This window comes from Rhodococcus sp. LW-XY12, assembly GCF_019317345.1.
Lineage (GTDB): Bacteria > Actinomycetota > Actinomycetes > Mycobacteriales > Mycobacteriaceae > Rhodococcus > Rhodococcus pyridinivorans.
The window spans coordinates 4888163-4901000 of sequence record NZ_CP079225.1 but is presented as its reverse complement, the minus strand read 5'-3'; the positions used below and the strand labels follow the sequence as shown (position 1 = coordinate 4901000).

Here is a 12838-nt window from a genome sequence, read left to right as displayed (position 1 = left end):
CAGAACCGCGCTTTCCGAAAGGCGTCCCAAACAATCGGCGAGCCGGGCGCGAGCGTTTACAGGCCCAGTTCCGCCATGAGGTCCTCGTGGGAGATGCTGCCGTCCTCGCGGCGGGCCTCGGCCGCCCCGCGAACGTCGGCCTGATCCTCCAAGGCTTGCAATGCGCGGTCGAAGAACTCCGGCGAGACGACAACGGCCCGGCGACGGCTACCTCGGCTGAGGATCTCCACCGGCGCCCGCTGAGCGGCGTCGAGTACCTCGCTCTGGTGCGCGCGGAAGTTGCTGAGTGTCGTGGTCACCATGACGTCAAAGGTACATCTTGTACAACTCGCGGTCTAGTGGGTGCACGTGTGCTGTGGTCGTCGGGATCGTTTCATCTCTGTCGACCTGCACACTTGACGGGACGTCGCTTCATCGGTCCAGGGGGCGAGCGTGCGCTTGCCGTTGCTTGGGGCGTCTGCTCTGAATCGAAGCCTGATCGTGTTAATTGAGGCTGTCACCGCGGGTCGTCGCGTGTTCGCCTGTGGTGCACGGGCTGAGCTTGGTTTTCTGCTCCGGTGGCCGGAAGGGCTGTCGAGAGCCTGTGGCGCCGCTGCTACTTCCTGCGGTGTGCCTTGCGGTAGCTCAGAATCGAACCGATGATCCCGGCGACCGCTCCGACCATTCCGCCGACCACGGCGCCTTGTGCCGCACCCCCGAGCAAGCCATCTCCTGGTGTCACTGTGAACGAGGGGAGGGGCAGGAGGGGCTGACTGGTGAAGACGGTGTAGGTCATCGCGGCGAACGCCAGGGCTATGAGTGAGCACACCGCGACCATGGTGATCAGCGTCGATTTGGCTCCGGACTCTTCGGCGAGCGCATTGAGATGGACTCCCCGCCGTCGCGCGTACCACTGGGCGGCTGCCGCGGGCAGGATCGTCAGCGCGAGGAGAACTGTCGGCAGGAGGATCAGGCCGAATGCCGCTGACACGACGGCTCCTGCGAGCCCCGCGTATAGACCAATAGTGAGACCGAACGAACTCGCCTCCATGGACACGGTGCGCTCCCGCTCATCTCCATACGCGGGGCTGTCAAGATTCATCACCCGGTCCGACAGTCGGTCGAACACGCCGTTTCGCTGAGTCATCGGGACTCCTCCTCCAGGACAAAAAGCTCTTCGACCGACCGCTCCAGGGCCCGCGCTATACGGATCGCCAGGTACACCGACGGCGAATAGTCACCCCGCTCGACCGCGATGATCGTCTGCCGGCTGACACCCACCGCCTCGGCGAGCTCGGCCTGGGTGACCCGCTTGACCTTGCGGCATTCCCGGACCGGGCTTGATCCGACTGCTCCGGTCTCTCGAACTGCCATAGCGAAATGTTAAACCAGCTTGACTTCTTATGTCAAGGTTACTTGACTCCCGGTGCTTGGCGGTTCTGGGTGTGTCGCATTGGGCGCCTGGCGGAGCGGCCCGCTGAGTGACAAAGGCCCCTGGTCGATCAGGCTATTGGCTCGGGCAAGGGTTACAGGTGGGGGATGAATCCCCATTTCAGAAGGTGGATGTTCGCTGGAATTGTCAGGACGGCGCATGTTGCGGCTGTCATCAGGTAGCGGCGAGATACTGCGTGGTGTCGGCGCACGGCGGTGATGGCCCATCCGATCGCGAGCACGGCGCTAAGTGTGGTTAGCCCGGTGAGTGCCCAAGTAGCGGCAGGGGGCGTGGAGGACGATGTGTTAAGGAGCAGGGGCCACCTAGGTGTGATGCCCATGCAGAGTGTCTTACCAGCGAAGATTACGTAACCTCACATTATCGGCGCATTGGACGAAATGGGCCGAGCGCTCGGTGTGGCGGTGGCAGGAGTGTTTTCCCGGAGACCGTGGGCCAATTTGGAGAGGATGGAGCCGTCCCCTTTGGCTGGACCCCGGGTTCCGAAACCCCACCACTTCCCGGACTTACGTATTTTGGTAGCTCTTGATGCGCTTTTGCCACGCCTTAAGGCGGTCATACTCAGCCTCAAGCTCGTTGGGCTCGGGTGCTACGTAATTGGTCTCCTCCGCCTTGTCGTGGCGCCGAACCCACTTGGATGTCTTGCCGTAGCCGTCCTGGTACTCGGCGTTGTCTTCGCGCGTAATTTTGGCGAGCATTCGCACCATCTGCGGGCGCACTTCGGACTTGCTCCGGTCGTAAACACGATTGATGATCTCGCTCGTCACCACGCGCTCCCACGTCTCCGACAGGAGTCCCGCGATCTTGCTTACGCATTGCTCGTACTCGTCGTCGTTAAGGTTCTGGCGATTCTTGGTGAGCGCGGTGATCTCGTTGTGGATTGTGTTCATTCGCTGACCGACGTCTTGGGCCTTCCACGGGAAGCCATCCGCTACGTACCCAGGCACGTCCCCACGCCGCTGGATGGTGCGGGCGGTTACCTCGACCTTGGCGGACGCCGCTGATTTCAGGAGGTCGCTCAGGAAAGCGACGTCGTGCGTGAAGACGATGATCTGCCGGGACTTGGCGAGCTGGGCGAGTCGGTCCGCCACCTTGTCCCGCCGGACGTGATCTAGTGAAGTCACGGGATCGTCAAAGACGACGGCAGATTTGGAAGCGTCAAACTCCGTCTCCGTGAAGAAGCCGGCAAGACCTAGCACTGATCCCTCCCGGCGTTTCCGGAGAGCTCATGGTGTGAGCGCTTCCTCCGGATTGAGGGTGCGCATGCGATCGTAGTGGAGTTGCTCTGCCCGGTCGGGGGTGAGGTCGTGGCAGTAGCTGTGTGGTCGTTCTCGGTTGTAGAACGCCACCCATTCGGCGGTGCCCAGCGACAACTCAGTGGCTCCATGGAACAGGGGCTGGTTGTCGACCAGTTCGTTCTTGTAGTCCGAGTTCACCGATTCGGCCAGGGCATTGTCGAAACTGTCCCCGACGGTGCCGATAGAGGCCGCGATCCCTTCCTCGGCCAATCGCTGCCCGAACACGATGGCAGTATACTGCGATCCGGCGTCGCTATGATGGACGAGTTTGCTCAAATCGACTACCCCGCAACGTTTTCTGTTGTCGATCGCATTGTTGATCGCATCGGTCACCAAGTTCACCGTCATCTCCGTGGCCACCTTCCAGCCGACGATCTTGCGGGCGAACACGTCAGTCACGAAGGCTGTGTACGCCCAACCGGATTCGGTGCGGCAGTAGGTGAAATCGGCCACCCACAGGCGGTTGGGTGCCGCGGCATAAAACTGCCGGTCGACCAGATCCGTCGGCCGCTTGGCCGCCGCGTCAGGGATGGTCGTGCGCACCCGTTTCTTCTTGATCGCGCCGTGCCATCCCATCTCCCGCATGACCCGTTCAACCGTGCAACGGGCGACATCTAATCCGTTGCTGCGCAGCATTATCCATGTCTTTCGTGAGCCCAGAACGCGGGTCAGGGGTTTGTTCTTGCGGAGCATGAAGATCGCATCGATGACCTGCGCGTCAGCGAGCATACGGGCGCTCGGCCCGCGGTTGATGTGGTCGTAGTATGTGGACGGGGCGATGCGCCAGCCGTGCTCAGAGAGCACGGCGCACATCGAATCGACACCCCAGATAAGACCATCCGCACCCACCCGATGTCCCTGGTGGGTGCGGATGAAGTCCACAATTACCGGTGTGGCCGGTCGATTTCGGCCGCGAAGAAAACCGACGCCGCTTTCAGGATGCCGTTGGCCCGTTTGAGTTCGGCGACCTCCTGTTTGAGCCTGCGGATCTCCTCGTTGTCGGCCCTCGAGGCGCCTTCCGCATCAGCGGCCGGGGCCTTACGAACCCACTGACGGACAGTCTCCGCCGAGGTCACCCCCAACAGATCTGCGGTCTTGCGCATCGCCGGCCACTCCGCCGACCCGTGGGCCACCAACTGGGCCACCATGTCCACGGCGTCTCGCTTCAACTCAGCCGAGTACCGCTTCGATCCTGCTGCCATAGGTTTCATCCTCCCTTGAGAGGAGCCCTCCGGAAATCCCGGGAGGGATCACACAGTCTGCTCTCCCTCGCTAAGCACTGTGCGGGTAGTCCCATCAGCGTGATGCACGCCGGTGAGCGTTGGGATCTGACGAACCTGCCCCTTCTGCCCGCCCAGGTCCTTGAGCATCACCTTCGCTAGGTTCATGCGAGAGGTCTCTCGGGCGAAATAGTCGCGGATCTGTTCGGTCGCGTAGATGCCCGTGAGGTCGGTTGTCTTCCGTGTAATGCCCTTGGTGTCAGCTGCCGAGTAAGCGGCGTTAAGTTCGGCGAGCTCCTTGAGTCGTATGACCTCGGCCTTGATGTGAGCCTTGTTCTCGCTCAGTATCTGGGAAGCCGCCAGCGCGTCACGCCTGGCCTGCGCGGCATTCAGCGCTGTTTGAAAGCCAGCGACGTCGGTCGCCTCGGCCTCGGCGATCAGAGACGTGGCGAGCTCGTCGAGCTGTGAGCCGACGGTGGTCGTGGCAAGCGGCGCTACGACTGCTCCGCTCGTGGTGAAGTGCTCCAACGCCTCGTTGCGGTGATTCTCTAGCACGCTTAGCCGTTGCTGGGCTGCAGTGGCCAGTGGCTCGTCGTGGGTGGAGAGCGCGGATAGCCCGGTCGTGATCGCATGCGTGGTGAAGTCCAGCGACCGGAGATCCGCCAGCTCCTGACCGTAGCGATGCTCGGCTGCGATGGCCTCGCTCTCGGTGACGTCCGTCATGTAACTGTCGAAGCGCATGAAGCGGTTCTTAGCGTCGTCCCCAAGGGGCTGCTGACAGAGCACACAGCGCGCATCGTCACCGACCTCGGGGAACCCATGCTCATGATCGAGGTCGGAGAGGGCGTAGTCACGAGCAGCGCGCCATAGCGTTCGCCAAGTCTCCGACCCGACTCCCGACAGAGGCTCGTCATCAAAGGAGGTCGCAGCGGCGATGATCGCCGCGCCGCGCTTGGTCGCGGCGTCCTCCTTGAGCTTGCCGATAGCAGTGAGGCGACCAGAACTCAGTGCGTCCTCTAGCTTGGCGAGCTGTGTTTTCAGGGACGCGATGTGACGGGCGTCGGTTTGCAGTCGCGCACGCTCCTTAGTGGCGTCGCTCGTTTCCAGCCGGGCGACTTCCTGAATCGCCTTACCGAGGTTTTCGGAGTCCTCAGATGTAAACGCGCAGACATCGTCAATTTGCTGGTCGCTCGTGTTGAGAGTTAGGCGAGATGGGAAAGTACTCGCGGCGGTGCCCGGTGGCAGAGTGAGGCTGAGGCGCTTCTGGTTGCTCTCAGCGATCCTCCGTTGCAGTTCCTCACGGACCTCGCCACACACGGCAATTAGCCCATCCAGCAACGTGAGGGCAGAAGGGCGGTACGTAACGCTGGAGTCGCGGCTCAGGTACTCGTCGCCGCAGTGCTCATCGTAGAACCGCACGCGCTGCAGTTCGGGAGCAGGAGGATCAGAGGGGAACTTCTCCGAGAACGCCTGGTCATCTACCGAGTACTCCAGTTCTGCGCTCGGGGCCGGCGAGCCGTCTCGATAGACGTCCGGCAGAACGACCGAGGAGTGCCGCGCACTCACCATTGTCTTGATGATTCGCGCGTAGCCGGATTTTCCGCTGCCATTATTGCCGTAGTGGATCGTCAAGCCTACGGCCGCGAACGTCAAAGTCTGATCGGCTGCAAGCGCGTTGACGCCCTTGACGTTGCAGATGCCCTTGAGCCAGACCGGCTTCGGCTCGGCCGCGCCGAGCGTGAGACTCCGAGCCGCGTCGTTGGGTGTAGAGCTACTCGGTGCCAGGAGGCGGTCGGCGAGCTCGGAGACAGCGTCGGGATCGTCGGACGTCTCGCCGCGCGACAGTGCGACCAGCACATCCTGCTGCCATGCGGGCCTCGTCAGCGCCCAGGCTCGTATGTCTTGTTCAATCGTCACTTCAACCATGTTTCTACGAGAAGCAAACCAGCCATGATCATCATGCGCTCGTTGCTGGGTGAGACTGTCGGCACCTTAGTGAAGCATCGGCCACCGACATGTCGCCTCAATTACAACGCTCAGCGAAATTTCCCGGTGATGCTTACCTTGAATTCCCTACCCAACGGTGTGGAATGGCGGAGTTATGTAACTGATGCAATGCGCAGGACATGACGATGGAACGCAGTATTATCGGCGAGACTTTTTCTCCGGAGTCTGTTATGCACTGGCTATGGCTTCGTCAGCGATGGATTGCACCACTTCGGAAGGGATGAGTTCGAGAACGGCGGTCTCGATTTCGTGCCAAATGCCGTCCTCCGCGAGAGCTGCGCGAACCCTCTTTCTCGCAGCTAGGAACTTGGTATCGGTGAGGTCCACGTCGGAGGCGATCTCGCTGGCACGACGGCCGAGTTTCGACAACTTAAGGTGCAGGTCCTTGCGGAAGTCGTACACGGGGATAGGAACATCGAAGATGTGCTTGTCGAAGTCTCGGGGACCGAAAAGGCCGACAGTCTGGAGAGGTCGGACCCGCTCGAGGATCGCCTCAGAGTTGAGAATGGCGGCCAAGTAGTGGCCCTCGGCAGCAGTTTCAATAGGCGCCCAGTACAGCTTGTGGTCAATGACTGCCGTGGGATCTTCCAGAACGGCGGCGGTCAAAATTGACCCAGCCTTGGTGTACACAACTCGTAGCGGACTTAACGGTAGCTGGGAAGAAAGTTTGTTGTTGTAGTCCAACCACTCACCCAATGACTGTTTTGTCGCCGCCTGTTTATTCTCATCCCATAATGTCGATGCCGCGTCCCACCAGGCATCGAGTCCGGAGATTACGGCTATCTCATCTTCGGAAAGGGCGCGCTCGTCGTTAATGGGCAGAACTGCCCGCAAGGGATTGCTCGGACGGAAGGGCACCACAGTTTCGCCCAAATGGACGTTTCGGACATATGCGGCGGGAACGCTTCCGGTTAGGCCAGGAAGTTCTTTCCACGGCTTTTTGTCCTGAGCCCCGCGTCGAGACGCTACCTGGACGCGTCCCGCGCCAGCTCCAAGGGGACCTGCCGCTTGTTCTGTGACGAAGGTGAGCATTCGAGGGTAAAGTGTCGCGCCGTTTCGGAACTTCGCCTTGTACGGCGACTTTGATGAGTTCGATCCATCACGTTGAACGATCGTTGCCGCAGTTTTCGTGATGCGGGATTGCGCTCGCGACCATGGAATATCGGGCCGTGGCAATCGGCCGGCCCACCGTAGGGTCGTCGACGGCATCGGGGCGGCCGTGCTTTCCGTCCGGGTGAAGCGAATGACGCAGGAGGCCATTGGGAATCCGGTATCGACATCTTGGAGATCCCAAGAGTCGGTGAACCCTGCTGTAAGTGCAGTGGAGGCGTGGCTCCACACTCCAGTTCGGAACGAGGCTTGAGGGGTCCGTGATCCCTCCCGGGATTTCCGGAGGGCTCCTCTCAAGGGAGGATGAAACCTATGGCAGCAGGATCGAAGCGGTACTCGGCTGAGTTGAAGCGAGACGCCGTGGACATGGTGGCCCAGTTGGTGGCCCACGGGTCGGCGGAGTGGCCGGCGATGCGCAAGACCGCAGATCTGTTGGGGGTGACCTCGGCGGAGACTGTCCGTCAGTGGGTTCGTAAGGCCCCGGCCGCTGATGCGGAAGGCGCCTCGAGGGCCGACAACGAGGAGATCCGCAGGCTCAAACAGGAGGTCGCCGAACTCAAACGGGCCAACGGCATCCTGAAAGCGGCGTCGGTTTTCTTCGCGGCCGAAATCGACCGGCCACACCGGTAATTGTGGACTTCATCCGCACCCACCAGGGACATCGGGTGGGTGCGGATGGTCTTATCTGGGGTGTCGATTCGATGTGCGCCGTGCTCTCTGAGCACGGCTGGCGCATCGCCCCGTCCACATACTACGACCACATCAACCGCGGGCCGAGCGCCCGTATGCTCGCTGACGCGCAGGTCATCGATGCGATCTTCATGCTCCGCAAGAACAAACCCCTGACCCGCGTTCTGGGCTCACGAAAGACATGGATAATGCTGCGCAGCAACGGATTAGATGTCGCCCGTTGCACGGTTGAACGGGTCATGCGGGAGATGGGATGGCACGGCGCGATCAAGAAGAAACGGGTGCGCACGACCATCCCTGACGCGGCGGCCAAGCGGCCGACGGATCTGGTCGACCGGCAGTTTTATGCCGCGGCACCCAACCGCCTGTGGGTGGCCGATTTCACCTACTGCCGCACCGAATCCGGTTGGGCGTACACAGCCTTCGTGACTGACGTGTTCGCCCGCAAGATCGTCGGCTGGAAGGTGGCCACGGAGATGACGGTGAACTTGGTGACCGATGCGATCAACAATGCGATCGACAACAGAAAACGTTGCGGGGTAGTCGATTTGAGCAAACTCGTCCATCATAGCGACGCCGGATCGCAGTATACTGCCATCGTGTTCGGGCAGCGATTGGCCGAGGAAGGGATCGCGGCCTCTATCGGCACCGTCGGGGACAGTTTCGACAATGCCCTGGCCGAATCGGTGAACTCGGACTACAAGAACGAACTGGTCGACAACCAGCCCCTGTTCCATGGAGCCACTGAGTTGTCGCTGGGCACCGCCGAATGGGTGGCGTTCTACAACCGAGAACGACCACACAGCTACTGCCACGACCTCACCCCCGACCGGGCAGAGCAACTCCACTACGATCGCATGCGCACCCTCAATCCGGAGGAAGCGCTCACACCATGAGCTCTCCGGAAACGCCGGGAGGGATCAGATCGGTCTGGGCTAGGGTCCGCTTGGTCTCGATGATGGCTTGGCCGAAACGGATATCGATGCGGCGCTTTGAGCCGTCGCCCATGGGGTCCTCGAGCAGGACCCCGTCCTCTTTGAGTCCGATATCCGCAGCAAGAAGGACCGCTTTGATTGACGACTGAATGTCAGCCTCAGTGTGGACGCCCCGTTTCAGCATTCCGCGCACTGTGATGTCGACGAACTCAGAAACGGTAGTAGCCACTGACGAGATTCCTGTCTGTTGCACTCTGCTAGAGCCTGCGCGAAGGCTCGCCCGCCTAGCAGACCAAGTATCTTCTATGAAGCCGGTTCTAGCCGTCCTCGGCCGCTCGAAGTCATGACTGGGAAACTCCCACCCTATTCGATGTCCGTGACTTTAGTGACCAAGTGTTAGCCGATGGTCGTAACCCGCCGAGAAGGTTTCGTTGGGGTACACCCGTGCGGGACTCGCTGGTTCGCGCAGTTTTGGCTGTACCGCAGGGTGATGTGCGCAGCTATGACACGAGTCCCGTAGGGGTTCTGGCCTAGCTGAACGGCCCTCCGGCAGATGGGGAGCAGTTGAAAACTCGTGGGCGGGAGGTCCGATGCCGCGCGGGTGTCACTTGAGGGGCGTCTCTTGGTGCCCATGATGCTGTGAGGCAGCACCCAGGTCCCCGGACCTGGCATGCCGACTCCGGCTACTTGCGCTCCCCTCTACGAGGTCCAAGGTGATTTATTACGACCCTGGCCTGTACTGCCAGACCGGGGTGTCCGAGTCGATACGTCGCCAGTCGCAATGGGCTTGCTGTCCATTCGACTGATCGGTAGCCGTTGCTCCCACAGGGCCGCAGGGCTGTCCGCCGAGCGAATTGGTCACTCGTGTCAGGGGTTTGAGTCTGAAGTCAGGTGTCCAGGGGACATTCGAGGTGTATGGAGCCCATACCCGTGCGTCGGTCCGATCGAGATAAGTGCACCAGAGCTGTGTTCCGTCCTGCGCGAAAGCCCTCTGGTTCGCAGCCGGGCACCCGCTGAAGGGTACAACCCAGTTCGAGGCGACGTATGTCGGAGCGGCAGGGGGCGAAAACAGGTGGTCCACCCAGAAAAACGGGAAGGGTAGAGGCGGTAGTTGCTGGGCGACAGAACCGGGCGGGACCGCCACCGGCATAGGTTCGACGGCCGGCAACTCTACAGATCCGCCGGGGAGTGGCTGAGCATGACCGACCGGGATCGCGATGGAACCGAGCATGAACATGCCTGCAGTGGCGATGAGCTTTCGAATGCGGGACATGGCGCCTCTCTTTGGTCGACTGTGTTCTGAGTGAAATCTAAGCATCAACGTCAGACAGTCGATAAGGCTTGTGGAAATCTTCGTCGGGCAGCCCACGGGGAATCGGCTCGTAGGTGACACGCATCTGCTCGTCCAGCGAACGAACGATGAGGTGTCAACGAGTTCGATGGGCTGCGGCCGCGGGTGGTCCGGGTGCTCGATATTCGAAACTCCTCGGCCAGAGTCGTAGTAATGAGTCGCGTCCTGCCGTCACGCCGGCGCAACGCCTTCAGAGTGGCGCTCACACTGAGCTTGTTGGTGGCGGTACAGCGTGGCTCGAGACCATCCGACCAAGCTGGCGGCTTCGGCGGCGGTTCGGCCCTTCTTTCGGGCGTCTTGGGCGATCTCGAGTTTCTCGGAGATCACTTCGGGATCGACCGGGGGCCGGCCAAACTTTGTGCCGTTCTGTTTGGCGGCGGCGATGCCGGCGTTGACTCGCTCGGTGATGAGTTCGCGTTCGTATTCGGCCAGGGTGGCGAGCATGCCCAGCATCAGCCGGCCTGTGGTGGTCTCTGGGTCGATGCCGTCTGAGAGGGATTTGATCTTCACGGCCTTGGCGCGGAGGAGGTTCACTGTGTTGAGGACGTCGAGCAGGGAGCGCCCGAGGCGGTCGATGCGCCAGACCACGACGGTGTCGCCGGGCTCGACGTAGTCGAGCAATCGCTTCATGCCCGGGCGTTCGATCGCGGTCCGGCTACCCGAGGTGACATCGGAGAACACATCCCGCTTCTGCACCCCAGCATTCACGAGCGCGTCCAGTTGCAGTTGCGCATCCTGACTGGCGGTACTGACGCGGGTGTACCCCAAGTGACTCATGGCCCGATTGTGCCCCACAAACCCCTGCCGAGACGTCACGTGCGACAGTTCTTGTCAAGACGACTTAACGAGACAATCTGTAGAGTCCGTTCGTCCAGGAAGGGCGAGCAGCGCCAGTCAGGGCGGGGTAGTGGGACGAGTGTCTCGAAAAGCTGTAAGTTGATGAGGCATGCTTCTTGGTGCCCGGCGGAAGTCAAGGTGGATGAGACCAGTGGGAGTTACTCGGCGGGCTGGTAGGCCGTCTGGTCGTCGGGGTCGGGCAATCCCCCGGACCGACAACCGTATCGTCCCCTGATAGGTGCGCGCTCGATCCTACGAGCGGAGCATCCCCGGCTCACGGCCGCGATGACTGTATCGATGATGAGCGAGCACGACACGAGCGTGCCCGACAGCATGAACCCTCGGGAGAGCGAACCGGAGCGTGAAGCAGGCGGGAGTCAACAGTGGACGAGGACCCCCGCCGGTGACGGGAGTCCTCGTCGTGGTCCCGGTGACGGTGGCCGGGGTCGTGGATTTCTGGAGCGTCAGCCCTGAACCTTGGCGTCTTGGCAGCAGCTTCCGTCTTCCTGCTGAGGTGCCTCAGCGTTGCCGTTCTGCTGGGTGTCGTCGTCGGCGGGGACAATTTCGACGTTGCAGCAGTCCGACTGCTCCTTGCTCGAACGTCCGGTGAGCAGGTCCTTCAATCCCATGATGGTTCCTTTCCTTAGGTGGGTTTACTGGGACAGTTCTGGGGTCAGGCGGTGATCGAGATGAGGTAGCCGCCGATGATCGCCACGGCCAGGATGGTGATGACGAACGTGGCCAGGAGTCGCGTTTTGAAGATCGCAGCGAGCATCGACACCTCCGGCAGGGAGGCCCCGGCCCCGCCGATCATCAGGGCGAAGATGGGGCCGACGGCCACACCGGCGGACTGTAGGGCGAGGCCGACCGGGAGCATGGTTTCCAGCCGGATGTAGAGCGGGATGCCGATGACCGCCGCCAGGGGCACGGCCCACCAGATGTTGGCCCCGGCGAACGCGGTGAGCTGGTCCGCGGGGACGAAGCTATAGATGCTTGCCCCGATCGCCACGCCGACGAGCATCGGGATGAGCAAGGGTCGCAGATCGGTCCAGGCTTGCCGCAGCGCTCCGGGCATCTCACTGCGAAGACCGTTCCATGGCTCAGGCGTCCCCTCTCCCTGTACGCGCACGCGCTTGAGGCTCTTTTCCATGCCCAACGCGCCCCAGACCCACGGGGCGATCAACGACACGGAGAGCGTGAAGATCGTGTAGGTGATCGCGGTCTGCCACCCGAAGATGATGCCGATGCCGCCGACGATGATCGGGTTGAGCAACGGCGAGGAGATGAGGTAGGTCATCGCCGTCTGGAAGGCGACTCCGGCGTTGAGCATCCCGACCAGCATGGGCAGGGTCGCGCAGGAGCAGAACGGGGTGACCGCCCCGAGGGCCAGGCCTTTGACGGGTCCGGGGATGCGCCCGCTGCTCATCCAGTCCCGCATCTTCTCCGGCCCGAATCGCCGGTTGATCAATGCGACGATGGTGGACACGACGAGGAACAGGGCCAGCAGCTGGCCCAGGAGTAGGGCGAAGGTTCCGAGTGTCTCAGTCAGCATCGGCTACCGCAGTGCTCGCCGGAATCGTGGCTTCGGTGCAGCAGGCCTGCTGTCCTGCCGGAGTCAGGGTGGCCAGGTGGGCCAGCCACTGGACCGGGGCGGCCAGTTGCTCGCAGCAGATCGAGACGAGGTTCGACCGCCCCCGCGGAGTGGAGTCGACCAGGCCGGCCTTGCGCAGGGCGGCAACGTGGTGGCTGACCAGCGCCTGGCTCAGCCCGGTGGCCTCTTGGAGTTGCGTGTTCGTCTTCGCCCCATCGGCCAGGGACAGGGCAATCGTCAGCCGGTTCTCATCGGCCAACGCCGCCAGGGTCGGCACCAGGTAGGCGGCTTGTTCTTTGGCCGTGAGGTCCGAGACCACGGCGGGGAGCTGGATTGCTGAAGTCATGCCCTCACACTAACAAGCGACCAT

At 61.8% G+C, this 12838-nt stretch carries 13 protein-coding genes; 1 reads left to right on the top strand and 12 read right to left on the bottom strand.

Going from position 1 to position 12838, the window contains the following annotated elements:
* Positions 1–56 precede the first annotated feature (56 nt).
* The 7 genes from KXC42_RS22530 to KXC42_RS22500 form a co-directional block, all read right to left on the bottom strand.
* Entirely contained in the window at positions 57–302 is a 246-nt protein-coding gene (locus KXC42_RS22530; RefSeq protein ID WP_219129629.1) for a type II toxin-antitoxin system prevent-host-death family antitoxin, read from the bottom strand.
* A 293-nt stretch (positions 303–595) separates the two neighbouring features.
* Entirely contained in the window at positions 596–1126 is a 531-nt protein-coding gene (locus tag KXC42_RS22525) for a hypothetical protein (protein WP_219129628.1), read from the bottom strand.
* Positions 1123–1353: a helix-turn-helix transcriptional regulator gene (locus KXC42_RS22520; protein ID WP_219129627.1), complete on the bottom strand. Its 231-nt coding sequence runs from the start codon at positions 1351–1353 to the stop codon at positions 1123–1125. The genes KXC42_RS22525 and KXC42_RS22520 overlap by 4 nt, the downstream gene beginning before the upstream one ends.
* Positions 1354–1935: 582 nt before the next feature.
* Positions 1936–2628, bottom strand: coding sequence for a hypothetical protein (locus tag KXC42_RS22515; RefSeq protein ID WP_257605926.1), 693 nt, complete (start codon positions 2626–2628; stop codon positions 1936–1938).
* Positions 2629–2655: 27 nt separating this feature from the next.
* A protein-coding gene (locus KXC42_RS22510; RefSeq protein WP_156354424.1) for an IS3 family transposase occupies positions 2656–3929 on the bottom strand; the annotation gives its coding sequence in 2 pieces (ribosomal slippage) (positions 2656–3650 and positions 3650–3929; 1275 coding nt in all).
* 48 nt (positions 3930–3977) lie between these two features.
* Positions 3978–5873, bottom strand: a complete 1896-nt coding sequence (locus KXC42_RS22505) for an AAA family ATPase (RefSeq protein WP_257605925.1) — start codon at positions 5871–5873, stop codon at positions 3978–3980.
* Between the two features lie 249 nt (positions 5874–6122).
* Positions 6123–6986, bottom strand: coding sequence for a hypothetical protein (locus KXC42_RS22500; RefSeq protein WP_219129626.1), 864 nt, complete (start codon positions 6984–6986; stop codon positions 6123–6125).
* Positions 6987–7376: 390 nt separating this feature from the next.
* Between KXC42_RS22500 and KXC42_RS22495 the strand changes: the two genes are divergently transcribed.
* Positions 7377–8650, top strand: a protein-coding gene (locus KXC42_RS22495; RefSeq protein WP_156354424.1) for an IS3 family transposase whose coding sequence is annotated in 2 segments (ribosomal slippage) — positions 7377–7656 and positions 7656–8650 — 1275 coding nt in all. Because the reading frame shifts where the segments join, the coding sequence is not laid out codon by codon here.
* Here KXC42_RS22495 and KXC42_RS22490 read toward each other — a convergent pair.
* The 5 genes from KXC42_RS22490 to KXC42_RS22470 all read right to left on the bottom strand — a co-directional run bounded on the left by KXC42_RS22490 (position 8640) and on the right by KXC42_RS22470 (position 12814).
* Positions 8640–8918 carry a hypothetical protein gene (locus KXC42_RS22490; RefSeq protein ID WP_219129625.1) on the bottom strand — a complete coding sequence of 93 codons (279 nt, stop codon included), beginning with the start codon at positions 8916–8918 and terminating at the stop codon, positions 8640–8642. The two genes, KXC42_RS22495 and KXC42_RS22490, sit on opposite strands and share 11 nt — an antisense overlap.
* A 1293-nt stretch (positions 8919–10211) precedes the next feature.
* Positions 10212–10817, bottom strand: a complete 606-nt coding sequence (locus KXC42_RS22485; RefSeq protein WP_219129624.1) for a recombinase family protein — start codon at positions 10815–10817, stop codon at positions 10212–10214.
* A gap of 524 nt (positions 10818–11341) precedes the next feature.
* Positions 11342–11506, bottom strand: coding sequence for a hypothetical protein (locus KXC42_RS22480; protein ID WP_156776349.1), 165 nt, complete (start codon positions 11504–11506; stop codon positions 11342–11344).
* A 44-nt stretch (positions 11507–11550) separates the two neighbouring features.
* Complete coding sequence (locus tag KXC42_RS22475) at positions 11551–12429, bottom strand: permease (RefSeq protein WP_219129623.1); 879 nt, start codon at positions 12427–12429, stop codon at positions 11551–11553.
* Complete coding sequence (locus KXC42_RS22470) at positions 12419–12814, bottom strand: helix-turn-helix transcriptional regulator (RefSeq protein ID WP_219129622.1); 396 nt, start codon at positions 12812–12814, stop codon at positions 12419–12421. The genes KXC42_RS22475 and KXC42_RS22470 overlap by 11 nt, the downstream gene beginning before the upstream one ends.
* Positions 12815–12838 lie beyond the last annotated feature (24 nt).